Source organism: Paraneptunicella aestuarii (assembly GCF_019900845.1).
GTDB classification, from domain to species: domain Bacteria; phylum Pseudomonadota; class Gammaproteobacteria; order Enterobacterales; family Alteromonadaceae; genus Paraneptunicella; species Paraneptunicella aestuarii.
In genome coordinates this window covers 4,788,829-4,815,552 of record NZ_CP074570.1, presented here as the reverse complement: position 1 = coordinate 4,815,552, position 26,724 = coordinate 4,788,829, and the positions used below count along the sequence as shown (strand labels likewise).

Annotated in this window: 21 protein-coding genes; 12 read left to right on the top strand and 9 right to left on the bottom strand. The window is 43.0% G+C overall.

Annotated elements, in window-relative coordinates; genetic code table 11:
* Position 1 precedes the first annotated feature (1 nt).
* Positions 2–2,023, bottom strand: coding sequence for an oligopeptidase A (prlC, locus tag KIH87_RS18905; RefSeq protein WP_232359406.1), 2,022 nt, complete (start codon positions 2,021–2,023; stop codon positions 2–4).
* 664 nt (positions 2,024–2,687) lie between these two features.
* Complete coding sequence (locus KIH87_RS18900; RefSeq protein WP_232359405.1) at positions 2,688–3,161, bottom strand: Hsp20/alpha crystallin family protein; 474 nt, start codon at positions 3,159–3,161, stop codon at positions 2,688–2,690.
* A gap of 302 nt (positions 3,162–3,463) precedes the next feature.
* Between KIH87_RS18900 and gorA the strand changes: the two genes are divergently transcribed.
* Positions 3,464–4,810 carry a glutathione-disulfide reductase gene (gene gorA / locus KIH87_RS18895; RefSeq protein ID WP_232359404.1) on the top strand — a complete coding sequence of 449 codons (1,347 nt, stop codon included), beginning with the start codon at positions 3,464–3,466 and terminating at the stop codon, positions 4,808–4,810.
* A 624-nt stretch (positions 4,811–5,434) separates the two neighbouring features.
* Complete coding sequence (locus KIH87_RS18890; RefSeq protein WP_232359403.1) at positions 5,435–7,123, top strand: Na/Pi cotransporter family protein; 1,689 nt, start codon at positions 5,435–5,437, stop codon at positions 7,121–7,123.
* Positions 7,124–7,136: 13 nt separating this feature from the next.
* Here KIH87_RS18890 and KIH87_RS18885 read toward each other — a convergent pair whose 3' ends face one another.
* On the bottom strand, positions 7,137–8,678 hold the full coding sequence (locus KIH87_RS18885) for a winged helix-turn-helix domain-containing protein (protein WP_232359402.1): 1,542 nt from the start codon (positions 8,676–8,678) through the stop codon (positions 7,137–7,139).
* A gap of 205 nt (positions 8,679–8,883) precedes the next feature.
* On the opposite strand from KIH87_RS18885, the gene elbB reads away from it, so the two are divergent.
* The 4 genes from elbB to KIH87_RS18865 all read left to right on the top strand — a co-directional run bounded on the left by elbB (position 8,884) and on the right by KIH87_RS18865 (position 13,789).
* Positions 8,884–9,537 (top strand): isoprenoid biosynthesis glyoxalase ElbB, encoded by a 654-nt coding sequence (elbB, locus tag KIH87_RS18880; RefSeq protein ID WP_232359401.1) that lies wholly within the window; start codon positions 8,884–8,886, stop codon positions 9,535–9,537.
* A gap of 312 nt (positions 9,538–9,849) precedes the next feature.
* A complete protein-coding gene (locus KIH87_RS18875; protein ID WP_232359400.1) occupies positions 9,850–10,728 on the top strand; it encodes an AraC family transcriptional regulator in 879 nt (292 codons plus the stop codon).
* A 97-nt stretch (positions 10,729–10,825) separates the two neighbouring features.
* A complete protein-coding gene (locus KIH87_RS18870; protein WP_232359399.1) occupies positions 10,826–12,916 on the top strand; it encodes a glucosidase family protein in 2,091 nt (696 codons plus the stop codon).
* A 438-nt stretch (positions 12,917–13,354) separates the two neighbouring features.
* Positions 13,355–13,789, top strand: a complete 435-nt coding sequence (locus KIH87_RS18865; protein WP_232359398.1) for a hypothetical protein — start codon at positions 13,355–13,357, stop codon at positions 13,787–13,789.
* Between the two features lie 10 nt (positions 13,790–13,799).
* Here the strand turns inward: KIH87_RS18865 and KIH87_RS18860 are convergent, their stop codons facing one another.
* Complete coding sequence (locus tag KIH87_RS18860) at positions 13,800–14,099, bottom strand: hypothetical protein (RefSeq protein ID WP_232359397.1); 300 nt, start codon at positions 14,097–14,099, stop codon at positions 13,800–13,802.
* 240 nt (positions 14,100–14,339) lie between these two features.
* On the opposite strand from KIH87_RS18860, the gene KIH87_RS18855 reads away from it, so the two are divergent.
* The 3 genes from KIH87_RS18855 to KIH87_RS18845 all read left to right on the top strand — a co-directional run bounded on the left by KIH87_RS18855 (position 14,340) and on the right by KIH87_RS18845 (position 16,663).
* Positions 14,340–14,954: a glutathione S-transferase family protein gene (locus KIH87_RS18855; protein WP_232359396.1), complete on the top strand. Its 615-nt coding sequence runs from the start codon at positions 14,340–14,342 to the stop codon at positions 14,952–14,954.
* Positions 14,955–15,061: 107 nt separating this feature from the next.
* Complete coding sequence (locus KIH87_RS18850; protein WP_232359395.1) at positions 15,062–16,027, top strand: tyrosine-type recombinase/integrase; 966 nt, start codon at positions 15,062–15,064, stop codon at positions 16,025–16,027.
* An 18-nt stretch (positions 16,028–16,045) separates the two neighbouring features.
* A complete protein-coding gene (locus KIH87_RS18845) occupies positions 16,046–16,663 on the top strand; it encodes a phosphatase PAP2 family protein (RefSeq protein WP_232359394.1) in 618 nt (205 codons plus the stop codon).
* Here KIH87_RS18845 and KIH87_RS18840 read toward each other — a convergent pair.
* The 4 genes from KIH87_RS18840 to KIH87_RS18825 form a co-directional block, all read right to left on the bottom strand.
* Positions 16,651–17,694, bottom strand: a complete 1,044-nt coding sequence (locus KIH87_RS18840; protein ID WP_232359393.1) for a hypothetical protein — start codon at positions 17,692–17,694, stop codon at positions 16,651–16,653. The two genes, KIH87_RS18845 and KIH87_RS18840, sit on opposite strands and share 13 nt — an antisense overlap.
* A 267-nt stretch (positions 17,695–17,961) precedes the next feature.
* Positions 17,962–19,137, bottom strand: coding sequence for a phosphoglycerate dehydrogenase (locus KIH87_RS18835; RefSeq protein ID WP_232359392.1), 1,176 nt, complete (start codon positions 19,135–19,137; stop codon positions 17,962–17,964).
* 26 nt (positions 19,138–19,163) lie between these two features.
* On the bottom strand, positions 19,164–20,279 hold the full coding sequence (locus tag KIH87_RS18830; protein ID WP_232359391.1) for a phosphoserine transaminase: 1,116 nt from the start codon (positions 20,277–20,279) through the stop codon (positions 19,164–19,166).
* 392 nt (positions 20,280–20,671) lie between these two features.
* Positions 20,672–21,652 (bottom strand): class 1 fructose-bisphosphatase, encoded by a 981-nt coding sequence (locus KIH87_RS18825; RefSeq protein WP_232359390.1) that lies wholly within the window; start codon positions 21,650–21,652, stop codon positions 20,672–20,674.
* A gap of 258 nt (positions 21,653–21,910) precedes the next feature.
* On the opposite strand from KIH87_RS18825, the gene mpl reads away from it, so the two are divergent.
* From mpl to KIH87_RS18810, 3 genes are all read left to right on the top strand, one after another.
* Entirely contained in the window at positions 21,911–23,260 is a 1,350-nt protein-coding gene (gene mpl / locus KIH87_RS18820) for a UDP-N-acetylmuramate:L-alanyl-gamma-D-glutamyl-meso-diaminopimelate ligase (RefSeq protein WP_232359389.1), read from the top strand.
* A complete protein-coding gene (locus tag KIH87_RS18815; protein ID WP_232359388.1) occupies positions 23,261–23,881 on the top strand; it encodes a flavin prenyltransferase UbiX in 621 nt (206 codons plus the stop codon).
* Positions 23,882–24,092: 211 nt separating this feature from the next.
* On the top strand, positions 24,093–24,893 hold the full coding sequence (locus KIH87_RS18810; RefSeq protein ID WP_232359387.1) for a S1/P1 nuclease: 801 nt from the start codon (positions 24,093–24,095) through the stop codon (positions 24,891–24,893).
* Between the two features lie 1,130 nt (positions 24,894–26,023).
* Here KIH87_RS18810 and msrA read toward each other — a convergent pair.
* Positions 26,024–26,569, bottom strand: a complete 546-nt coding sequence (msrA, locus tag KIH87_RS18805; protein WP_232359386.1) for a peptide-methionine (S)-S-oxide reductase MsrA — start codon at positions 26,567–26,569, stop codon at positions 26,024–26,026.
* Between the last annotated feature and the right edge of the window lie 155 nt (positions 26,570–26,724).

Below are 26,724 nucleotides of genomic sequence, written 5' to 3'. Positions count from 1 at the left end.
ATTACTGGATCCCGCTGTGTCTCAGTAGTGCGTCGATTTCGGGCTCTCTTCCTCGGAAAGCTTTGAACAAGTCCATGGGTTCTTTACTGCCGCCCATTTCCAGAATGTGGTGCATAAAGGATTCACCCACTTCGCGGTTGAAAATGCCTTCCTCTTCAAAACGGCTATAGGCATCTGCAGACAGCACTTCCGCCCACTTGTAGCTGTAATAGCCTGCGGCATATCCACCAGCAAAAATATGTGAGAATGAATTTTGGGATCGGCTAAAGGACGGTGGGATTACCACGGATGTTTCTTGTCTCACTTTATCCAGCACTTCTTGCACGTTCGTTGGTGGGTTTGATTGATAATGTTCATGCAAACGGAAATCGAACATAGAGAACTCCAACTGCCTGACCATTTGCATGGCTGCCTGGAAGTTTCTGGCATCTAACATGTTTTTTAACATGTCATCTGGCAATGGTTCACCGGTATCGTAGTGTCCGGAGATAAAGGAAAGCGCTTCTTTCTCCCAACACCAGTTTTCCAGAAATTGGCTTGGTAATTCAACGGCATCCCAAGGTACGCCGGAGATGCCAGAAGCGCCAGAGACATTAATTTTAGTCAGCATATGATGTAAGCCATGACCAAATTCATGGAACAGGGTGATGACTTCGTCATGAGTGAATAAGGCTGGCTTGCCATCAATCGGGCCGCTGAAATTGCAGTTTAGATAAGCGACTGGATATTGTTGTGAGCCGTCGGAGCGTTCACGGCGCGATATGCACTCGTCCATCCAGGCTCCGCCTCGCTTGCGTTCTCTGGCGTAAAGATCGAGGTAGAAGCTACCGCGTTTTTCGCCATCTTTGTCGGTAATATCAAAGAAGCGCACATCTTTATGCCATACGTCGATGCCTTTGCATTCTTTGATTTTGATACCGTATAAGCGTGAAACCACTTCAAATAAACCGTTTATCACCTTTTCTTCCGGGAAGTATGGGCGCAGCATTTCGTCTGAAATACTGAAAAGCTTGTGCTTCAATTTCTCTGCGTAATAGGGAATGTCCCAAACTTCTAAATTGGTGGCACCAAAATTCTCTGCAGCAAAATCGTAAATTTCTTGTAGCTCACGTTTTGCTTGTGGCAATGAACGCACTGATAAGTCGTGCAAGAAGTGGTTTACCTGCTCAGTGGCTTCTGCCATTTTTGTGGCAAGCGACAGAGCTGCGTAGCTGTCAAAGCCAAGTAATTTGGCTTTTTCTGCCCGTAACGCCAAAATTTCGTCGATTAATGGCGTATTGTCCCATTTGCCAGCGTTAGGGCCTTGATCGGAGGCTTTAGTTGACATGGCGGTATACATTTCGCGACGTAGCTCTTGGTTGTCGGCATAGGTTAATACTGGCAAGTAGCTAGGGAAATCGAGTGTAAACAACCAGCCTTGCAAGTCTTTTTGGCGAGCTGCCTGCGCTGCGGCTGCCTTTGCGGTTTCGGGGATACCTGCCAAATCTTCTTCGTCTGTTACCAGTTTTGTCCAACCTAAAGTGGCATCCATCACGTTATTACCAAAGTTTGAAGCGAGTTCTGAAAGGCGAGCTCGAATTTCTCCAAAGCGCTTTTTCTTATCATCAGGTAACGCTACGCCAGACAATTCAAAATCGCGAATGGAGTCGGTAAGGACTTTTTGCTGAGCCTCATTGAGAGAGGAGAAACTGGCGTCGTCACGAATTTGGCAGTAGGCGTCAAACAACTGTTTGTGTTGGCCTAACCAGGTACCGAATTCAGAAATTAAAGGTAAGCAGGCATCATGGGCTTCACGTAATTCGTCTGTATTGACCACTGAATTCATATGCGACACCGGAGACCAATATTTATTCAGCTCATCCTCTACTTCGTCAATTGGCGTAATCAGGTTTTCCCAAGTGAAATGATCTTGTTTTAACTTTTCTTCAATCGTCGATTTGCATTTTTCGATTAGGGATTTTACTTGTTCAACAATATGTTCTGGCTTGATTTCTGAGAAACGAGGCAGGTCGGTATGGCTCATTGAGATGTCCTGAATTTATATTTGTCTTCTTTACCCATTTATAGGATTTAAACGGCAAAACTCAAGCAAATTCTGCTCCTTAGATATCAAAAGATTGTAAAAGTTTTGTGAGCATTAGACCTCTGGATGGCTAATACTTTAGTTTAATTCGGTATAAATATTAACCTTTAATTGTTGTTTGGGGTTGTAAATAATAAACAAGAAAAATATTATCCATTATTAAGTTATTTCTATTTTTGTCGATAAGAACATATTCGAGGCGTAAGGAATGTAACCAGCAGTACATGGGTGTAAATTTATAGGAAATTTTTTACACGTTTGGCATGAATACTGCTTTCTTCGAGTTGGGTGCCGGAAATGGGCTTATTTAGAATACAACAAGAAAGGTGAGTAATATGTTTGACTTTGCTGTAAGTATTATCCTTCTGTTTTGTGGTGTTTCCTTATATCGTTTTATTGGTAAAGAAGTAAACAAGGAAGACGCGAACTTTTTCGCTTAGGTATTCGCTTAATGTGTAGAGGGCATAGAGATTTCGGGCTATGCCTTGTTCCATTGGAATGGTGGATCGCGAACAAAAAAAGAGGCACCGAAGTGCCTTGGAGTGAGTGTCGTGAAACGCAAATATTAGCGTAGAAGGAATGTTTAAAACTGGCGTTTGCCCTTTTACTTGATATCAATTTTTCGTTGTTTCTCAATTGATTCTTTGGGCTTTGCAATCATTACTGTCAATAAGCCGTCTTTATAAGTGGCATGTATTGATTCTTCATTTGCAATTTCAAAAGGCAATGGAATAACGCGACGGAATGAACCGTAAGTACGTTCAATCAAATGATAGCCTTTGTCTTTTTTCTCTTCTTTTTCGAATTTCTTTTCACCGTGTAACACTAGCGTATTGCCGTGCATTTCCAGATGAATGTCTTCTTTTTTCATGTCTGGTAATTCGGCTTTAATCTCAAAGTGCTCATTGGTTTCTGCTACATCAACAGCCGGCTTCAAAAAGTTCGTCGAACGCTCATCGTAAGGGTTAACCTCTGGCCAGTCGGTAAAGAAATTTTCAAACACCTTGTCAATTTGGTTACGTAGTGAACTGGGGGAGTGGTTTTTGCTGCTGTGAAAAAGGTTAGGTAAAAAACTCATGTTCATCTCCTCTGTGATAACGGTTATCAGTGCGTGAATTGCAATGTGATGTGTTACCTGCTCGATACAGTCTTGTTCATGAATTGACCTTTTTCAAATGATGGCGGCGGTTTCTTTTGTTATAGATCAAAAAAGTGAATGTAGAAGAGAATAATGAGGCAAATAATTACCCGTTGCCGGTGTGAGATTGCCTCTTTCTGGTATCTTTCAATAAAGTTAATCAACCCCATATAAAAAACCAATTTGCATTTCTCGGTGAAAAATCCGAAGTTATGCACAGGCAAACCAAGAATGAGATAGCAATGGCTGATTTTGATTATATTTGTATAGGTGCGGGAAGTGGTGGTATTGCTTCGGCAAATCGTGCCGCAATGCGCGGAGCAAAGGTTGCTCTGATAGAAGGTAAAGTGGTTGGTGGAACCTGCGTCAATGTTGGATGTGTACCGAAAAAAGCCATGTGGTTTGGGGCTCAGGTTGCTGAGGCAATCAAGTTGTACGCACAAGACTATGGCTTTGATGTCACGCTGAACAATTTTGATTGGAAAACTTTGGTTGATAGTCGCGAAGCTTATATTGATCGTATTCATGGCTCTTACGACAGAGTATTGGCAAAGAATGGCATCACTCGTATTGAAGGTTACGCCAAGTTTGTGAACAACAACACGGTGTCGGTAAATGGTCAAGAATACACAGCTGATCATATCCTGATTGCAACAGGTGGTAGACCCAACTTCCCGGATATTCCCGGCGCTGATTTAGGTATCGATTCCGACGGTTTCTTTGCCTTGCAAGAGCAGCCAAAACGCGTTGCGGTTATTGGTGGGGGTTATATCGCTGTTGAATTGGCTGGCGTATTACATTCTCTAGGTACGGAAACCCACTTGGTGATCCGTCATGATCGTCCGTTACGTAATTTTGACGAAATGCTGAGTTCTACATTGGTGGAATTTATGACACAACACGGCCCGACTCTGCATCCTCACTGCACTTCTGAAAAGATAGAGAAGAATGCTGACGGAAGCTTGACACTTTCTTTTACCAATGGCGAATCTTTGGTTGTCGATGAAGTGATTTGGGCGATTGGTCGTTCTCCTGCCGTACAAAATATTGGCTTGGAAAATACTGATGTTGAGTTGAACGAACGCGGCTTTATCAAAACCGACGAATTTGAAAATACCACCGCCAAGAATATTTATGCACTAGGCGATGTTAACGGCAAGATTGAGCTAACGCCTGTCGCAGTGAAAGCGGGTCGTTTGCTGTCTGAACGTTTGTTTGGTGGTAAGCCAGAAGCGAAAATGGATTATTCATTGGTTCCGACCGTCATGTTTAGTCACCCTGCCATTGGTACGATTGGCTTAACTGAAAAACAAGCCAAAGAGCAATATGGCGAAGATAATATTAAGGTCTACAACAGCAGCTTTGGTGCGATGTACACCGCGGTGACTCGTCATCGTCAAGAAACACGTATGAAGTTGATTTGTGCCGGCGCTGACGAAAAAGTGGTTGGTTTGCATGGTATAGGTTTGGGTATGGATGAAATCCTGCAAGGCTTCGCCGTCGCCATTAAAATGGGCGCGACCAAAGCTGATTTTGATGCTTGTGTGGCCATTCACCCAACCTCTGCGGAAGAGTTTGTTACTATGTAAATTTTTCTCTGGAAAAGCGAAACCTTACATTTGCTAACTCTAAATAGCAGTGTTTAATTGTCAGTCACCCATAGAGATTTATCGCAAACTCGCCGTGGATACTTCCATGTAGGCTCCTCAGCCGCTTCCCTGCGGCTGAGGGTTTGCTCCTAATTCTCTACAGGTGACTGATAGTTTGGAACAGGTATTTAGACTGTAGGTTTTTGTAATTACATTAAGCCGCTCCATTTTAGGTAAAGGAGCGGTTTTTTATTATCTACTTCCCATTAGCCCCTAACTTACTGATTCCTTTGTATTTGATCTTCCACAAAACAAGATAATTCGCTTTCTTATATCGTTGTATACTGCTGTTAACATGAGTGAAATGCTTTGTATTAGTCAGTAACAACGGTGTGTTTAGCGTCTGTTTTTGGTATTGAACTGGATTTAACTGCCATACTTCTTATTGGCATCATGACTTTTTGTCAGTATTCGATCGTCTGCGACGTTTGGAGCCATTATCGTTGTTGGAAATTTGGTTGCCGAGAAAGCTGAACTGCAAGAAAATATGACGACGGAGCCTAACGGGCAAGTTAACGAATCATAAGTAATTCAATAAAAGAAAATAATAAAAGGTAACCTGAATTGATCATTGCGATTGGCACATTGCTGGGTGGAATAGGCTTGTTCTTGTTGGGAATGCTGCATCTTACTGATGGTTTAAAACAATCGGCAGGAGAGAAGCTGGAACATTATTTATATGCTGGAACCAATACCAAAACCCGAGGTTTTATTTCTGGCTTTACCTTAACTTCTCTCGTTCAATCTTCCAGCGTGGTTACTGTGGCTACCATTGGTTTTGCCAATGCTGGACTGCTTACTATGGGGCAATCGGCCTGGGTGGTATTTGGCAGTAATGTTGGCACAACAATGACAGGCTGGATCGTTGCCCTGATCGGATTCAAGGTAAAAGTCGAGATCTTCGCGCTTCCGTTAGTGGGTATTGGTGCTTTCTTGCATATTCTCTCTCAGGGAGCCCGTTTAAAAGCGGTTGGCAGTGCATTAGCCGGATTTGGTTTGCTGTTTGTTGGTTTGGATTTACTGCAAAGCGCATTAGCCGATCATCAGGGAAGCTTTGCCTTTGTGGATGCTGGAACATTCGATACGTATCACGTCATGATGTTTATTGGCCTCGGTATTGTTATGACAGCTGTAATGCAATCATCCAGTGCTTCAATGGCAATGATTTTGACGTTGGTTAATGCCGGAACTGTGCCTCTTGAGTTAGGCGCTGCTGCGGTAATCGGTGCTAATGTTGGTACAACTTCAACAGCATTATTGGCAACTATTGGTGCAACACCTAATGCTAAACGAGTCGCTTGGGCACATGTGATTTTTAATCTGGTTGCCGGTACAGCCGCATTATTATTATTACCGTTGGTATCTGAAGTATTCTCGGAAGCTTATGAACAAAAATTGATGGGAGGAAATGCGGCATTTTGGCTAGCTGTTTACCACTCCTTGTTCAACGTGATTGGCGTGCTGCTAATGATACCTTTGGAGCCGAAAATATCACATTTTCTGAGAAAGCGATTTATATCGGAACAACGAGAGCCTTTGAGATTACGATATGTTGACAAAACAACGCTGACAATGCCCCCCGTGGCGGCTCAATCTATTTTGCTGGAACTGAAAAACCTGCATTCGATGACTATCTCTATTTTGCAAAATACAGACAAGAAATTGGCGTTAAAAGAAGTCGATCAAATGGAGCGATTATTAGCGAAATTAGATGATTTTGTTATTCAGCTGTTTCGTCAGCCAATGGCGGATGAATTGGCGCATGTATTGAATTTAGAGATAAAGTGCAGCCAGAATCTGTCTAATTTGTTGTTTATGGATCGGGATATATGCAAAAGCGAGAAGCTGGATGAGGATCCTAAACTGTTAGAGATATTCGACCCTTTGCTCGGCAGTTACAACTTGGCAATTGAACACTTTCGCGAACCCTATTCAAAGGCCTTGAGCAAAGATGTTTCACAGTTAGTTTCAGTTGTCGATGAGACCAATGAAAAGCTGCTTAAACATATTAAGAGTGCCTCCGTTTCTGGTGCGAATATTCAATTTGCTTTTAACGTACTTGGGCATTACAAACGTATTGTTAAGTTGCTGGCCAAGGCAAGCCGCCGTATCGCTGAAATTGAGAAATTGTTGCGTCCAAGCGATATCGAAGAGGCTATTCAAGAAACGATCAGCGAAGAAACAACAAGCAAAGAAGCAGGCAACGAAGACGCAAGTATTAAAGATGAAAAATATGCGTCTACTCAGGGGTGAGTGCATCTGTGCTTTATAACGATAACGCGAGTTTTTCCTCTATCGATTGCAATATTGGAATTGCTGCCTCCAGATGCCTTTCCTTAATCACTTTCCTGGCTTCATTGAGTTGAAGGCGGGCTTTTTGAGGTTCGTCTTTTAGTGAATTTAGTTCTGCCAAATCCAGAAGATTTTGCACTTCACCATAGGGGCAACCCATTATTTGCTGGTAGTTGAGCGCAGTATTAAATGCTTGTTCGGCTTCATTAAATTTTTCCTGCTGTTGCTGAAGTTTTCCTTGTAATGAAATGACGTAAGCAAGGTATAGCCAGTCGTTTTCAGCTTGAGCATGTGTTTGCGCCTGTTGTAACAAAGATTCAGATAATGAAGCGGGTTTATGGTCAAGGTAAAGACTGGCAAGAAGGTACTCAAGCCTGCCCTGATACTCAAAAATGCGGGTTTTGGTTGCATTGGCGAGCGTTGTTTCTAATGTAGTGATGGCATCATCATATTGCTCGTGAGCAATGAACGCTTTTGCCAAATAGTATTGCAGTAGATGATTGTCAGGCTCGTAAATAATAGCGGATTGAAAAATGGGAATCGCCTGTTCAGATTTTCCTGACTTTAATAGCTCAACACCTTTGGCGAGCAGGCGATTGTTAAACTGGCTTGTGGAACTAAAGGGATGAGTTTGAGAACCGGTTTTTTGCAATATGATCTTTTCTGATACTTTGCCAAGAAGTTCATCCAGTCTAGCTCCCACCTCAACGCCATCGGTTTCCGTTTCACGACTATGTAAGCGATATATCAATTCATATTCACCAGGAACGCCATTGATCAACAACTCAATGATCATTACTGCGCCCGAGCGTTGGAACAAGGCTTGAATATCCTGTTCGCTGTAGGTTTCTCCATTTATATTGGCGCGCCGTAGCAGATCAAGTACATCTTCTACCTGCAATACCGTGGACGGTAATTTATCGCTCAGTTGCCCAATAACCTGATCCATTAACCCTAGCCTCATCCAGGATTCGACCTGCGTGGTTTGGCTGGTTTGTACAGGTAGCATGATGACAGTACCTTGTTGGATAGACTGTTGGGTTGGCGCTGATATAGTTTGCTTGCTGGCAATCATATTTTGAGCTTGCCAAATTCCCAAACCTGCAAGCATGAGTATGGGAAGAATGTATATAAAAGCAGGTCGAGCTTTTATATTTGGGTTGGTTTTAGGTTCTGGCGTTGGTGATGTCGCGCTAACTTCTTCCAGTGTTTCTACATCTGCTGTCCATGCATAGCCTTTCTTGGGGTAATTTGTCAGTAGGTTTGGAGTGGTAAAGGCTTTTCGTATCTCGGTGATAGATTGAAATATCACTTGTTCTTCGACCACACTTCCAGCCCATACGGTATCTAAAATATCTTGTTTTGAAAATATTCTGAGAGGTTCTTCCAGTAGTAATAGAAGCAGCTCAAAGGTTTTGGGTCTGAGGCTAATGCTTTGTGCTTCGCTGCCATCAACTCTGATTTCCCGAGTGACAGGATTGATGATGTATTGATGGGTTTTTATTAAGTGCTTCAATGTATCTTTATGTGTTTAATCGAAAGCTAAAGAATACCTCAGAAGGCTCTTGAGAAGAAAAATAATTCCTGTAACAGAGTAAAACTCTGCTACCAGTCCTACCCGAAAGATCAACACGCTCAAGCTGTTCATGGCTATGTGTCGTGCTACACTTCATCCCAGTATTATTTACCTTTCACACTCATTGAGATACGAGGACAAGCTAATGAAAAGGGTTGCAGTGATCCTGTCTGGTTGCGGCGTTTACGACGGCGCGGAAATTAATGAAGCCGTTCTAACGTTACTCCATATTGCTAAAGCGGGTGCAAGTTATCAGTGTTTTGCGCCTGATATGGAACAAATGCATACCATTAATCACCTTACAGGTGAAGAGATGACGCCAAACCGTAACGTACTGGTGGAAGCTGCAAGAATCGCTCGCGGCGACATTAAAGCGGTGACAGAATTAAATGTGGCAGATTTTGACGCGCTGATTTTACCGGGTGGTTTCGGTGCTGCGAAGAACTTATCGAATTTTGCGGTGAAAGGTGCCGCGGCTGAAATGCAATCCGAAGTGCTAAATGTCTGTAAAGCGTTTGCTGCGGAGGGTAAACCGGCAGGTTATATCTGTATTGCGCCTGCTATGATCCCTCTTGTGTATGGCCCTGGTTCAAAAACCACTATTGGTAATGACGCTGACACGATCAAAGAGATAGAGGGATTAGGGGGAGCGCATGTGCAGTGCCCGGTTCAGGATTTTGTGGTGGATGAAGACAATAAGGTTGTCAGTACACCGGCTTACATGTTGGCTGGCTCTATTTTGGAGGCTGATGAAGGTATTAGTAAGTTGGTAGCTAAAGTGCTCTCACTTTGTGAGTAATTCCGTTAGCCATAGCTGGTGGTTTGAGCTTTTGGTTGAAATAAGCCGGACACGGAATTTTGTTCGGCTTTTTATTGCAGGAATTTCGGCAAAATATTCTTTTGTTGTATACACTTAGTATGAATAGGGTTATTTACTGCTGTTCTGCATGAGCTGTTCTTTTGCTCGTCCTTGTTTGTTAACCCATGCTGTTAGAAGTAACCGTTTTGTGACCTTTGTGCTGTTTGTTTTTTGCACAATTTTGTTAATCAACTAAACTGTACGATAAGATCATTTATTGGCAATAAATTTGCCAATAGTACAATTTTGACTATGACTGCATTTGACGATTTCATTGAATTACTACGCTTAAAAGTCGATATCTACCATAACGCTAAAGTGTGTGGTGATTGGCTTATTCAAGAGCACGAGCCCGGTAGTACCTGCTTCCATGTTGTGACGACAGGAAGTTGTATGTTGGATGTTCCTGGGCATATCAAAACAGAATTATACGAGGGGGATTTAATAATCTTTCCCAAGGAGTTGGAACATAAATTGTGGCCTGTTCATCCTCAGGAAGGAGAGCAAGCTCATTTGGAATATCAGTCCAGGCGAAGTGGCACTGGACTGTTGTGCGGTGGCTTGAAAGTCTCGCATTTGCATCAGAACAAACTACTGGATGCAATGCCTTCAGTATTGCTTATTCGTAGTGGCGACTCCACTCCCTGGTTGAAGAAGCTGACCAAGTTGCTGGTGAGTGAAAGCACTCAGTATCAAACCATGCATTCATCAATCTTGAATCGCTTGTCTGAGCTTTTGTTTATTTATGCCCTACGCCATTATTTGCAGGGTAGTTCTACTCAAGCCAGTCTATTGAGTTTGTATATTGACCCTAAAATATCCAAGGCGTTACAGGCTTTTCATAACACGTTGAGCGATAAATGGAGTTTGGCGTCTTTGGCGAAAGTTGCCGGCATGTCCCGCACTGCGTTTGTGAAGGCGTTTAAAGATGTCAGTGGTTGGACGGCCAATGAATATATGATTTGGTGGCGTTTACAAAGTGCCTGGGAATTACTAACGCAAGGATATTCGGTAAGTGCAGCGGCAGCTGAAGTGGGTTATCTTTCTGAAGGTGCATTTTCTCGAGCATTTAAAAAGGAGTTTGGTATTGGTGCAGGGAAAGTCAGAAAGCTTGATTTATCAGAGGTTTAATTGGAATTTAAAATTTAATAAGAAAAAATGCAAACGATTGCAAGTTGCCTTGATTGTATGCCAAGATGGAAAAATATTTCCTATTGGATGAGTGGTTATGGCAAATTCAAGAGCGGTGTTAAGTGCTCCGTTTGTTAAGTGTTCTTTCTTCTTTTCAGCGTTTCTTCTTCTGGTTATGTCGGGATGTTCTGCATCTGACGCTGTTAGCCAAAAGGAGCATGCTAGAGCTACAGAAAAACCGTCATCTGAACTGAATTTCACTTTGCAGGAAGGGCGCAATTTAAGTGCTTTCTATCGCAATGGCTCTGCTGCTGCCCATGTCATTATGTCGAATGGTAATCAACCTCGCCTGATTACTGCCTTTCCAGCGGGAAATTCTGGTATAGGGCTTTGGTTTAATCCTGTTGTAAACAAGGTGGAATGGCAGATATCTCAGCCGCTGAAAAACTGGCAGTTTGTAGAGCAGGAGCAAAGCTATCACGGCATTGATACTGAATTGACGGTAACAGGAAGCGCTCTGGAGATACGTAAAGTCGTGATGGGAAGTATTCGAGTATTACGTGAATATCAGCGCATTGCTGAAGTGCCTGTGAATGTGGACGATGTCTTGATTGGTGCTCATAAAAAACACATCAGTTGGCATCGAAATCGTCTTGATGGTCAGGCTGGGTACAAGGTCAGTATTGATGTGCTGGAAGGTTCTATCGCATTAACGGATACCGGTTACCAATTACAGTTGTCTGAACAGGGGGTTTTAAGAATGAGGTTGCGTGCCGCGACTTCGGAAACCCCTTTAACGCCTTTGTCACCTCTTAAGCTTGAGTACCAAAAAGATGCCGATCCAAAACAACTGAACTCGCTCAATTTCCTCACTTATCAAGAAAAAATGCTGGCGGGTTCCTGGCGATTTCTAACCTATTTTGGGCGCGACACCTTGCTGTCGTTACGTATGTTAATGCCTGCTTTAACCGATGATGCGATCGAAGCGGTGTTGAGTTCCGTGCTTGAACGAATGTCTGAGCAGGGAAGAGTCGCTCATGAAGAAGATATTGGTGAGTTTGCGCTGTTAAGACATATCAAAGATAAACAAAAAGAGCAGGGTGGTAACGGGTCATCGTCTTTTAGCGATTCCCCTTATTATGATTACGATATGTTAGATGATGATCTCATGTTACTGCCAATTATCAGTAAGTACCTACTATCTATTGATGGCCAAAAAGCAAAAGCCTTTCTGCAAAGAACACGTTCAGATGGGCAAGGATTAGGGGATTTGCTCTCGCTCAATTTAAGCTACGCGGTAAATGCCGCTGAGGCTTTTTATCAGCAACCGGATTTATTACACCTGATCGGGCTGCCCGATGGCCACTATGATGGCAATTGGCGAGATAGTGAAGAAGGATTAGGCGGTGCTAAATACCCGTTTGATGTTAATGCGATATTGATGCCTGCGGCGTTAGAGGCTGGAGCTCAGCTACTAGAAAAAGGGCTGTTGTCTGTGTCGGATACAAGCTTTACGGCTCAGAAGCTACGTCAAATGGCAATGCATTGGCAGAGCAAGGTTCCTCCTCTCTTTGAGACGAAGGTTTCTCAATCTGTCGTAGAAGATAATCAGAAAGAATACGCCAAGCGATTGTCTGTGTCCGTTTCTGGAAAGCGAGAGGCCGAGCCTGCTGCTTTTTATGCCTTGGCATTGAATGAAGACGGCAGCCCATTGCCAGTGATGCATTCCGACACCGGTTTCATGTTGCTATTTGGTTCTCCATCCGAATCGCAAATAAGCCAGATTCTTAAAAATGTGCAGTCCCCGTTTCCCTATGGCTTGATGACACCGATAGGCATGCTGGTTTCAAACCCTGTTTATGCAGGTGAAGAAATTCAGCATTTGTTTGGTCGCGATAAATATCACGGCATCGTGGTTTGGTCTTGGCAGCAAGCAATGATGTTGGTTGGTATTGAACGGCAGTTAGAGCGAGATGATTTGACTAAGCAAGTAAGAGCTGAATTGCACAAAACCAAAGATATGCTTTGGCAAGTTGTGAAAGATACTGAACAGCTTAAATCGTCTGAGTTGTGGAGTTGGTCGGTGCAGGATGGACAGTATCAAATGGAAGCATTTGGACAGCGTCGTTCAGACATTACGGAGTCAAATCCAGCTCAGTTGTGGAGTACAGTATTCCTTGCGTTGTAGCAACGCTTGGATGAGATTTATACTTTGTTAGAGACCACTTACATAGATCACTATGCTACGCAGTCTCTGCCTCGTCTAAATCTCATCCAGGCTGTTGCATAATTGATCACGAAAGTTCAACTGCCTCCAAGATCAAAACTAAAAATTATTTGGCTTAATTTATTGTAATTAGAAAAAGTTGCACAATACTTAATCGCTATGAACTATTTTTCACCAAAATTAAGGGTTGAAATTTGCTACTCATTGCTGATATTTTGCGCGGTGTGGAGTTTGTAACGCAGGTATCGGTAATTTTCGGAGCAATTTTCGATATAGGTACCCTAAGGCGAGGAGTATTACTGTGGCGCACTCAGGTTGGATCATTAAGCCATCTCAATTGAATCATCTTTACTACTGTCGAGAGTTATTCTTGATTACGAGTAGTAAGGAGTTTGCTCTATGAGCATCTACGCAATATTGGTTGGTTTGTTTGTCGCGTTGATGCTTGTACGGCAAGGTTACAAACTGCCATTACAGAATCATATGTGGTTATACTCTGCCCTCTTGTCTTCTTTCCCTATCTTCTACTGGTTGTTTGCTTTATACGTTTCTGATTACGATGCCTTTTTTCAGGAATTCCTGATCGGTTTATGTTTTCTGGCTTGGGCTATGTTGGGAGCTCGGATTAATCCGTCTTCTGGTATCCTTGTATTAGCGATGGGGTTTACTGCTCATGGTCTATATGACATTGTTCACGGTTCTTTTTTCGTAAACGATGGGGCTCCTGGCTGGTGGCCTGAGTTTTGTGGTGTTATTGACGTTGTTATCGCCTGTTACCTGGTGTTTTTAGCGCTGAAAATTGAACCCGATTCTGAAAGTGTACAGGATTTCTAGTCAAGCTCTGCTAACGGCAAGGCTTGTCTCGGAATCCCTTTAATTCTGATACCGGTTTAAAGCCTGCTGCCTCGGCGTCCGCGACGTTATCTGCCGGGATCTTATATACATTCAGCTTTCCACTTGGCGCGCCACAAACCATAGGGCGCATCATGCCATCATCACCTTTTTGAGCGCAGCTCACGTCAATGCCTAAATTTTCCAGCTCCAACTGCATTGTTTCCAGCGTTATTCCGTCTTTGGCGCACTGAGTTGAATTGTCGTATTTGAATACTTTAACAAAGTCAGTTGATTGATTTTCTGCCGGCATAGACACTTCTGGCTTTGCTTGAGCGAATACACTCAATGACAGCAAATTAAAAGAAATCGATATGAATAATAAAGATAGGTAACGTTTGGGTATCATGAGCACTAATATTATCTGGGAGAGATTAAACCTATAGTGCCATTAAAATTTACCCTGTCAATGAATGGACTGTAGAGAAATGGTTGATGTTCGGTTCAGTTTTATATGTCAAACTGCCAGGCAAATTCATCTGGGGAATCGGTAATGAAGTATCAAGTTTATGGCGATATGTTGTCAGGCAACTGCTACAAAATTAAGTTGTTATTGCAGTGGTTGGGAATTGAGCATGAATGGATACACGTCGACGTCTTGACTCGGGAAACGCATACCGAGGCCTTCCTGGCGTTAAACCCTAACGCAAAAATTCCTGTTTTGGTGATCGAGGATGAAACCGGGAAAAAGGAAGTGCTCACAGAATCCAATGCTATTTTGAATTATCTGGCTGAAGGCACGCCTTATCTGTCAGACTCAGGCTTGGCAAGAGCCAGGGTTCTACAATGGCAATTCTTCGAGCAATATAGCCATGAGCCCTACATTGCTGTTGCTCGATTCATTAATAAATATCAATGCTTGCCGAAAGAGCGCGAAGAGGAATATTACAGCAAGCAAGAAGGTGGACACAAAGCGCTAAAAGTGATGGAAAAGCAACTGGCAGCAGCGCCATTTTTTATCGGTGACAACCCAACGATTGCAGACATCAGCCTATATGCCTACACCCACGTAGCCCACGAAGGCGGCTTTGATTTAACGCCATACCCGCATATTCAAGCCTGGTTAAAACGCGTAGAGCAAGTGCCGGGATATGTGAGTATGGAATAACGGATTGGGGATAACTCAATCTTTCGGTTTTAATATTTACCGATATTTAATTTCATTTCTATGAAAAAACAGTAACATACAAACTTTTGGTTTGTATGGTAGTAGTAATGAACAGTTTAAGTGGTATATGTTCATTTTATCTGGAAGTTTGTACCAGAAATAAAAATCTCTCGAAACACACGTTAAAAGCCTATCACATCGATCTCGAACAATTTTCCGATTGCGTTGGTAAAAATCTCGAGATCGAGTTGATTACCAAGCAAGAATTGCAGAAGTTTCACAATTATTTGAGTGATCAAGAATTATCACCCGCCTCAATTAAGCGCAAATTGGCCTGTCTTCGTGCCATGTTTAAATGGCTTGAACTGGAAGAAGTTATTGAAATAAACCCATTTCATAAATTTCGCACCGACATCAAATTCCCCCGAAAACTCCCCAAAAACGTACCGGCAAAAGACATCAATAATATGATCCAGCAATCCAAAATAGAGCTCGGATTGAAAAAGTCAGATGCCTACAATTACCGGAAAATCGCCCGGCTAATTGGAACCAAAAAATCACTGAATAAGCTCACTACATTAGTGGCTGTTGAATTAATGTTAAGCACAGGAATTCGGGTTGGGGAGCTGTCGGGAATTACATTGGATTCTGTCGATGTGTATGAGCGGAAAATTAAAATATTCGGCAAAGGTGCGCGCGAGCGATACGTGTTTATTCCCGACGAAGAACTGTGCGAACTGATCTATTCCTACACACAATTACGCCAAATAGCAGAACCCGGAAATAACAACTTATTGGTCAACAGCCGAGGCCAACCCGCATCAACCCAATTCTTAAGAAAGCTCGTCAAAGAAATCGCACAACGCGCCTTTACCAAACAAAAAGTCACCCCCCACATGCTGCGGCACAGTGCAGCCTGTGAACTACTGGAATCCGGCCTGGATATCCGCTTTGTACAACGGCTGTTAGGCCACAGCAGTATATCTACCACGGAAATCTATACCCACGTCAATGACACGCTTTTGAAGGAAAAAGTGTCTCAGGCGAATGTGAGAGGGAGGGTTGTGAATTAGTACGCATAACTAGGAATTATGGCTCTTTTAGATATTGCTGTTGCAGTATTTCTAACGATAATTTTAATACTTGGTGGTTATCAAATTTATTTTCTTCCTCAAAAATATCCTTTGAAGTCCGCGAAGAAATTGCAGATTAGTATTGATGAAAAAATCCCCTTCAAGCCTCGTTGGGTTTGGATATACTCTTTTTTTTATTATCCTTTTATCTGTTCGATAGTTCTGACTGTAAAGGACTTGAAGCAATTTTGTTATATAGGTCTTAACTTCCTGCTACTACTTTTTTGCCAGCTCATTATCGCTTATTTCTTTCCCGTAAAAACACCGTCACATTGGAGAGAATATGATTCGAAAAATTCTTTATCTGAACGATTCTTAGGAATTGTTCATCATTTTGATAAGGGAGGAAACTGCTTCCCATCAATGCACGTAGCTACATCAGTCTTAACAGCCCTGCATATAACAAATAATTTATATGCTTCCTTTTCATCGTATATTTTTCTCATATTTCTTATGCCAGTTTTGATATCTATGAGCGCCCTATATACAAAACAGCATTACTTGGTTGATATACCTGCTGGCGCAGTTTTGGCTGGGGGGCTATTTATGGTGCATTTGGGTATTTATACTGTTTGAGTAGAAGTGAAGACCGAAAGTAATTTATACATAAGTGTAAATAACGAAATTGCAAAACTTATGTTTGGCATCGTCAATGTTTTCAGCTGAACAGGCCATACTTTTAAAATGTTACTTAACTTCTCTGTTTTATCCATTGAATCAGCAGCTTTTAGAATATTGTCTAGTTTTATAGATTGCCAGTTGGTGCTAACAGCGTTGTTTAAAAACCGTCTTTCTACTTCATTTGCACTTTTGTTGACTATAACTTCCTTTTGAGCTGCCATGATTTTATGCAGATGAAAAAATGGAAGAGCCGAACAGATCCCTACCAACAAATATGGAGCAAACAACCAAACCCGCCTGCTTTCATCTATTTCAAATTGAATATAATCTCTAAACATAAAAATAATCATGACCAAGAATATAGTGGTTATAGCGTACATAACTTGGACGCAGGGATATATTGCAATTGCAATGCTTCGATGAACTTTCGTAGACAACGATATTCCAAACTCCTGTATATTTCGCTCCCTTATATAAAGAATGTATTGGCCATATCGTATGCAATTATAAAACAGAAAGGACATGTATAATGCAGTCCAAAAAAAGATAAAAATACCCGTTATTGAAACTACGGCTTTACCGTCCCCATCGGGTTCAAATGCAGCTGTGAAGAAATTGCCACCAATAAATCCATCAAAATAGAAATACATGAGTGAACTACCGATCATAGAAGATAAGACTGTAAGTCCTAACTTATGGTACTTTGAAAACGCCATTTCATTTTGAAAGTAAATGGAAGACTGCTTATATCCGTTTTCAGCATTCAGTAAAAAATAAATGCCTAGAGGGTTTAATAAAACAAAATTAATAATTGTAGAGTAATTATTAACATAGGCATGTTGAGTGATGTTTATCCCATTTACTACTTTGAGATTATCAACCAATAATGTCCCTTCAAAAAAGCTCGAACAGACAACAGATAAGCTAGATGCCAAGCAATAACATAAAGAAATAAATATTGGGCTAAACCGGCTTAAGGAATTCATAATTCCTAGTTATCCTTTCAAATTAATTGTCACATGTCTTTTAGGGCAACTTGATCTGCACTGTAAGTGGCAATGCTAAAGTTATGTAGAGCATGGGAATTTGTTAGTGTTCAGTATCTGGTGCTCAAACTCTTTCATTCGGGGGGAATTTGAGTGTTGAACTCTATGTTTGAAATGGATTTAATCATAACCACAATGACGGGTCAATAAAGGTGTGATAAATGCTCATTTATGGTCTGTCGGTGAGAGGTTGTAAAAAATGAGGGCTTAAATCACCCTCACGCTCACTACGCTTTCGATCTGTTTGATAGCCTCAATGGCTTGTGGGTCGGGCTGTTGCTCGACGTCGATGATGTTGTAGGCCAGGTCGCCTCGGCTTTTGTTTACCATGTCGAGTACGTTGGCTGAGTATTCTGCTAATATGCCTAATACATTGCCCAATACGCCGGAAACGTTTTGGTTTGCGAAGGTAATTCTGACGCTTCCCGGTGCTCTTTCCATTGCAATGGCGGGGAAGTTCACTGAATTTTTAATGTTGCCGTTGTGCAGGAAGTCGATAAGTTGGTCGGCTGCCATAACAGCGCAATTTTCTTCTGCTTCGGTGGTGCTGGCACCAATGTGTGGCATAGCGATAACGTTGTCTCTGCCTAACAGGATTGGTTCTGGGAAGTCGCAAATATATTTAGCTAGCCCACCTTCGCCATCCAGGCTAGTGATGACAGCATCTGCGTCAACAATGGCTTCGCGTGCAAAGTTAAGTAGCACTGCGCCAGCTTTAACTGAAGCAAGAGATTCACTGTTGATCATGTGCTTGGTCGCTTCGATAGCGGGAACATGCAGAGTGATGTAGTCAGATTTGGATAACAGGCTTTGCAGATTATCCATTTTTTCTACCTGGTTAGGCAAGCGCCATGCAGCCTCTATAGAGAGCTTGGGATCGTAACCCAATACATTCATGCCCAAAGCTAATGCCATTTCTGCCACCATGGATCCGATCGCGCCTAAACCGACAATACCCAAGGTTTTTCCGTACAGCTCTTGTCCGGCGAATTGTTTTTTCTCTTTTTCCATGAGAGCGCCCATTTCAGCCGCATCGGTGATATGGGTTTGTTCCTGCACAAATTTCATGCCTTGAGCAATGCCTCTGGAACCCAGTAATAAACCTGAAAGTACCAGTTCTTTTACCGCGTTAGCATTAGCGCCGGGAGTGTTGAAAACAACAATGCCTTTGTCACTGTATTCTTGAACTGGCACATTGTTCACTCCCGCTCCCGCTCTGGCGACCGCCAATAAAGAAGGTGGAACGGCTTCATCGTGTAATTTGTGGCTTCTTAACAAGATCGCTTCTGGATGTGCGATATCGCCTCCCACTTCAAACTGCTCACGTGAAAAACGCTCTAAACCCTTTACTGAAATTCGATTGTAAGTTTTTACTCGAAACATATCGGTCGCCCTTATTTGGATTAGTGTTACTTGGTCACTTCTTCATAAGCCCAAAACAGCCAAGGCATTAATTTTTCTACATCAGATGGTTCAACGGTTGCGCCGCACCAAATACGGATACCCGCAGGTGCGTCGCGGTAAGAAGCTACGTCGTAAGCTACGCCTTCTGCTTCTAACAATTTCACCATGGCTTTTACCTGATCGGCATTAGCATCGACACTTAAGCACACGCTGGTGTTACTTACTGTCGCGGCATCTTTGGCGAGGAAACTGATCCAGTCATTTTCCGCGATGAACTTCTTAATCGTTGCCAAACTGGCTTCTGAACGTTCAATCGCTGCACCGACGCCGCCTAAATCTTCGACCCAATTCAAAGCGTCAAGGTAATCGGCAACACACAACATAGAAGGAGTATTGATGGTCTCGCCTTTGAAAATACCTTCAATCAGTTTGCCGCCTTTGGTCATGCGGAAGATTTTCGGCATTGGCCATGCTGGTGTGTAGCTTTCCAGGCGCTCTACTGCGCGAGGGCTAAGGATCAGCATACCGTGAGCGCCTTCACCGCCCAGCACTTTTTGCCAGGAGTAAGTTACAACGTCGAGTTTTTCCCATGGCAAGTCCATCGCGAATACCGCAGAAGTGGCATCACAAATGGTTAAGCCTGCGCGGTCATTGGGGATCCAGTCACCATTCGGTACTTTGACGCCTGATGTTGTCCCGTTCCAGGTAAATACCACGTCATTATTGAAATCAACTTGAGACAAATCTGGTAGATCACCGTAATCGGCAGAATATTCGCGAACATCTTGCAGTTTTAATTGCTTCAGAATGTCCGACACCCAACCGCTACCAAATGATTCCCACGCAAGAACGTCGACGCCTCTTGCCCCTAGCAATGACCATAGAGCCATTTCAACAGCGCCTGTGTCTGAGGCGGGAACAACACCTACTCGGTAGCCTTCCGGCAAACCCAGTAGTTCAGCGGTTTTACTACATGCCAACCCTAACGCTTGCTTGCCTAAACCCGAGCGATGCGATCGTCCCAGGGTGGAAAGATCAAGCTTGCTGACATCATAGCCAGGGCGTTTGGAACAAGGTCCAGATGAAAAATGCGGGTTGTTCGGCTTAACGCTAGGTTTCATTGTGCTCCTCTCTTTTTTACTGTGCACAGAATGCAATGTGGGAATGGCATCATATTCGGGGCGCGTGACCCGATACAAGAACCATCTGGTACTATTTAAAGCATATGAGAATATACGCCCGCTATTTGGAGCGGAAATACACCTGATGTGCTGTAGAAATGCGCGTTCGATTGTACGCCATTCTTGGCGTTATGTAGTGTGGTTTTTCAAAGGAAAGTGAGATTAAGATAGGGGATATATTACCTGTAGAAAATGATAAGCAGACCCTCAGCCGCAGGGACGCGGCTGCGGGGCCTACATGGATGTATTCACGGCGAGTCTGCGATAAGTTTCTACAGGTGACAGATGACTGCAACCGTTGTTTAATTAATCGTAAATGTAATAACTACGAATTAGTTTGCTTCGCGGTTGTGATATTCCAGACACATTGCCACTTCTTCCTTTGAGCCCATGATCACCGGTACACGTTGGTGGATCTCGGTCGGCAAAATTTCCATGATGCGCTGTGTGCCCGTTGAAGCTTCACCGCCAGCTTGTTCCATCAAAAATGCCATAGGGTTAGCTTCGTATAACAAACGCAATTTGCCTGGTTTGTTTGGCTCTCGATAGTCAAACGGATAGGTGAACAAACCGCCGCGAGACAAAATACGGTGAATGTCACCCACCATCGCAGCAATCCAACGCATGTTGAAGTCTTTACCGCGAGGGCCATCTTTACCTGCCAACAAATCAGCAATGTAATCCTGCATGGGTTTTTCCCAATGGCGCTGGTTAGATGCGTTAATGGCAAATTCCTGTGTTTGCTCTGGAACCCGAATGTTAGGGCGAGTTAACAGGAAACCACCATGGGTTTTATCCAAGGTATAACCGTGAGTTCCGCGTCCCGTGGTTAAAACCAACACTGTCGATGGGCCATAAAGAACGTAACCAGCGGCAACCATCTGAGTTCCTGGTTGCAGGAAGGCTTGGGGATCGTCAGGTTCCATCCATTGTGGTGCGTGTTGGATAGAGAAAATCGTACCAATCAAACTATTGATGTCGATGTTCGACGAACCATCAAGAGGATCGATGCTGACCAGATATTTACCATCAGGGTTACAGCCAACCACCGTATCTTCTTCTTCCGAAGATAAGGCTTTAACGTAACCGGATTCGCTCAGGATGTCTTTCAGGATTTGGTTAGAGATAACATCCAGTTTCTTTTGTCTTTCACCCTGCACATTGTCACTCAATGTTGACCCCAGTACACCAGCGAGTTCGCCTTGGCTAACCCGGAAAGAGATTTCTTTACATCCGGCCAGTAAGGTACGAATCAACAGGATCAGTTCGAGTGGGCACCCGTCTTCTTGCAGTTGTGAATTTAATCGTTTCATAGCGTGGAATAACCTTTGCTTTTTTGTGTCTGTAGGGTTACTACCTGTTTTTAAGTTTTATTATTTAAGGTAGTTGGGTTCGGCTGCATATTGTACTGTATCTGCACGCTTTGAACATCTTTGAGCTGCATTTTTACTGGTCTGGATAACAATTTTCCCAATTATCCAGCCTAAATGGGTTTTGAGAGCCTGATGTAACATTGAGGGCAGAGCTTTGCTCTGTTAGGCTACGGTCAATTTTCTAATGACAGTCATTTTATGCACATACATATATTAGGTATTTGTGGCACATTTATGGGCGGCATTGCTGCCTTGGCAAAAGAGCTGGGCCACAAGGTTACTGGTTCCGACCAACAGGTTTACCCACCAATGAGTACGCAACTTGAAGAACTCGGTATTGAGCTTTTTCAAGGCTATGAGGATTTGTCTCAGTTTGAGCCTCAGCCAGATATGGTCGTGATTGGTAATGCCATGTCACGCGGAAACCCAGCCGTCGAGTATGTGTTAAATTCCAATTTGCCGTACACTAGTGGGCCTCAATGGTTGCTGGATAATTTGCTGCAAGAGCGATGGGTGTTGGCTGTGTCGGGAACGCATGGCAAAACCACTTGTAGCAGTATGCTTGCATGGATTTTGGAAGACTGCGGTATGCAACCCGGCTTTTTGATCGGTGGCGTACCGGAAAACTTTTCAGTATCTGCCCGATTAGGTGATTCCCCCTTCTTCGTGATTGAAGCCGATGAATATGACACTGCGTTTTTCGACAAGCGCAGTAAGTTCGTTCATTACCGTCCGAAGACGTTAATTATTAATAACCTGGAATTTGATCACGCGGATATTTTTAACAGTATTGAAGATATTCAACGTCAATTTCATCACTTATTACGCATGGTTCCAGGCAATGGTTTGGTGTTGTCCCCTAGCGGTGTGCAAACCATAGAGCAAACCTTGGCAAAGGGCTGTTGGAGTGAGCAGCAGCAAGTTGGTAAGGAATGGCAAGCTAAACAGCTTGATGAAGCTGGCAGTGAATTTGAGGTTTATTTCAATAATGAATTAATGGGCATTGTGCAGTGGTCTTTGATTGGTCAGCATAATGTGAACAACGCTTTGATGGCGATTGCGGCAGCGCGCCATGTAGGTGTTCGACCCAAAGATGCCATTGCAGCGTTAGCCAATTTTAAAAACGTGAAACGCCGTATGGAAGTGAAAGGTAAAGCGGCTGGCGTTACCGTTTACGACGATTTTGCCCATCATCCCACCGCGATTGAGACAACATTGGGTGGCTTGCGAGCCAAGGTGGGGAACGAGCGTATTATTGCCTTGTTGGAATTACGTTCCAACACTATGAAAGCCGGTTATCACAAAGATTCCCTGCTACATTCTCTGCAAGCGGCTGATGAAGCATTAATATTCCGCCCTGCCGATCAGGATTGGGAGCTAGTGACTAATAAAGAAGAAAAAACAGCTACTATATTCAGTGATATGAATGAGTTGCAGCAAGCTGTTCTGAGCAAGGCTAAGCCGGGCGACCATTTATTAGTAATGAGTAACGGTGGATTTGGCGGCATTCACGGAAAGTTATTGCAAGCATTGGCAGAGAAACAATAAATGAGTAAGCAAAAAGAAATCACATTGGCTTTCACTGGCGCTTCTGGTGCTCCTTATGGCTTGAGGCTTTTACAGGCTTTAGTTGCTGCAGATTATAAGGTTCATTTGTTGGTTTCTTCGGCTGCTCGTGTTGTGTTTGCGACAGAGCATGAAATGCAATTGTCGGCTAATCCTGAAGCTATGCAGAAAACCTTTGTGGAATATTGCCAGTGCGAAGATGAGCAAATAAAGGTGTATGGCAAGGAAGAGTGGTTTTCTCCTGTTGCTTCTGGCTCTGCTGCGCCCAAGCAAATGGTTGTCTGCCCTTGCTCTACCAGTACCTTGTCCTCTGTTGCGACTGGAGCCAGTAACAATTTAATTGAACGAGCGGCTGATGTTGTGATTAAGGAAAAAGGCCAGCTCATCATGGTTGTGCGGGAAATGCCCCTCTCCAGTATCCACCTACAGAATATGCTTACCTTAAGCAACTTGGGCGTAACAATGATGCCAGCCTCTCCCGGTTTTTATCATCAACCTAAAGGTGTAGACGATCTGGTGAATTTTGTTGTGGCTAGAATTCTGGATCATTTGGGTATTGAGCAAACCCTGATGGAACGTTGGGGCTATAACAGCTCTGATTAGTTGCGGCTATAAACTCCCTTGGCTTTCGGTATCAAGTAATAATATTGCAGAGCAATTTCAATCAAACTTTCATATTGGATGAATTCATCGTTTTGTTACAGAAACAAGGCATTCTGTGTGCAAAACTGCGCTCATCTAATGGCAAAATGACGGCCTAATACGATTAGGCTGTATGACAAAGATTAAAAACAATAATTAAAGAGGCTACTTTATGAGAATACTCCCTTCACTCGTGCTGACCTGCACAGTTATCAGCTCTCAGGTTTTTGCCTGGGGGCAAACTGGGCATCGTGTAACGGGCGAGATTGCCCAGGCACATTTGACAGAGCAAGCACAACAGCAAGTTAAAGCCATTTTGGGTACGGAAACGTTAGCGCAGGCGTCGACCTGGCCTGATGAAATGCGTTCCAATCCGTCTGAATTCTGGAAAAAAACAGCAAGCCCCTGGCATTACGTCACCGTTCCTAAAGGCAAAGAATATAAAGATGTTGGCGCTCCGGATGAAGGCGATGCTGTTAGCGCTTTGGAGAATTTCAGAGAGGTTCTGCTTAGCGAAGATGCATCGTTAAAGGAAAAGCAAAAAGCACTACGTTTTATTGTTCATATTATTGGCGACTTACATCAGCCACTACATGCTGGCAATGGTACTGACCGAGGTGGCAATGATGAGAAAGTCGAATTTTTCAAAGAAGACACAAACTTACATCGTGTTTGGGATAGCGGTTTGATTGATCGTCAGCAACTTTCTTTTACTGAATGGGCTCAATGGCTGGGAGCAAGTATCACTGATATAGAGAGAAAAGCTTGGGCGAGTAACGACCCAATGGTTTGGGTTAAGGAAAGCACGGCTATACGAGATCAGATTTATCCAAAAAGTGATGACATTAGTTGGGATTATTCTTATGAAAATATTCCAGTTGTTAGAGCTCGTTTAAAGCAAGGTGGAATAAGAATCGCTAATTATTTGAACACTATTTTTGAAGGTTCAAAAGTTACTCAATCCAAAAGGTAAGATATACCCCTTTGTCTTTGTAAGACATGTCTTACATCTGTGTAGGAAATGCGGGTAATTTGGTGTATGTCAATGGTAGGGTGCTTTTTGCAAGTCATTGATAAATAATGGTTAAATTTAAATTCAACCCGTAATGAGTTGTAAATTTACCGTCTAATTTTGAGAGATCGGGATAGAAAAGGATTTGGAAACACTTATAGTTACTCATGTCACAAGGAAACACCGAGGTCAGGAAGAACATCGGGACAACTTCAGGAAGAAGAATACTGTTAGAAGGAAATAACAGTGATAAAAGGAAAATTGGTCAGGATAGAAAACAGGAACACATTCAAGGTTGAATGTCTTGCTTAGGATTAGCGAGAAACAGGGAAAACAGGATATTAAGTATTTAGGGACAAGGATGGATTCAAGGAATGAATTTCTCGGACAGGAAGGCCGGGAAGGTCAAGGTAGACAGGGAAATAACAGGATGTAATGGAAATGGACCCATTCACGGATGAGTGCCCCTTTCAGGATGTAAAGGGAAAGCTGGGAATAGCATAAACATGGAAATGGAACACACATAAGGATATGTGCCTCAAACCAGGATGTTTGAGATATAAGGATGAAAATGGAAAACATGGAGCAAGGAGCAGTTCAGGATGAACACTTTGATCAGGAGATTGAAGGTTTTCAGGAAGAATAAGGACAATTGGAAAGTGTTCAGGGATGGAATGGTTAAGGATTAAGGACACATGCAAGGACGTATGCCCCAACAGGAAACGTTGGGATAAAAGGACTAAATGGACACATTAAGGATTAATGCCCCTTTCTGGATGGAAGGGATCGCTGGAGCTGTAAGCAGACGGAATTGACTTGGAGCACAAGGGCGATGGACTGCCGAGAGGGAAATTGATTTTCGGGCGTGGCTGTATTTTTAGCCTATGTAGATATAGCGCACGCCTCATGTTTCTACCGTATTTGTTTTTTTGCCTACAGAAGTAACACTTTTAGACCCCTAACTATCACTTCGATAGTTAGGTTATTTTTTATTGGCTTCCCGGTTTTTTCATTCACATCACCTTTAATTAACGTGATGTATCGAGAGTGCTTCCATTCGTTTTTTTCAGCCCTGCTTTAGAACTCTATTATTAGTCCTGTTTTTTTAGCTTTTGAGCAAATGTCTTTTTAAACTTCGCCAGTTTTGGCGCAACCACCATATTGCAATACTGATTTTGCGGATTGTTTGAAAAATAATCCTGATGGTAATCTTCTGCGTCAAAATATGAAGTTAGTGGGGATATCTCCGTGACGATTGGGTTTTCCCAAATGCCTTCATCTTTCATTTCCTGAATGATCTCTTCAGCACACTGTTTTTGCTCATCGTTATGATAAAACACAGCGCTTCGATATTGAGTACCTATGTCGTTACCCTGGCGGTTTAGCTGGGTTGGATCATGCAACGCGAAGAAGATTTCTAAAACCTGACGGAATGATAATTTGTCTGCATCAAACTCGACTCTTACCACTTCGGCGTGTCCTGTGTCGCCTGAGCACACTTGCTCGTAGCTTGGCTCATCGACATGCCCGCCAGCATAACCAGAAATAGCCTTCACCACACCATCAATGCTGTTAAATGCGCTTTCAATACACCAAAAGCAACCGCCACCCAAGGTAGCTTGCTGAATATTACTCATGTTTGAACCTGATTCGATTAAATTTGCTTGCTTGATAATACTGATGATGGAACCAGAATACTTCCATTTTCTTTCATCTTAATCTGATTTACATCGTGCGTTAGAGGTTGTCCTGTATATATCTGTGAACAAAGTGTTATGTACAGAGTTTTCCT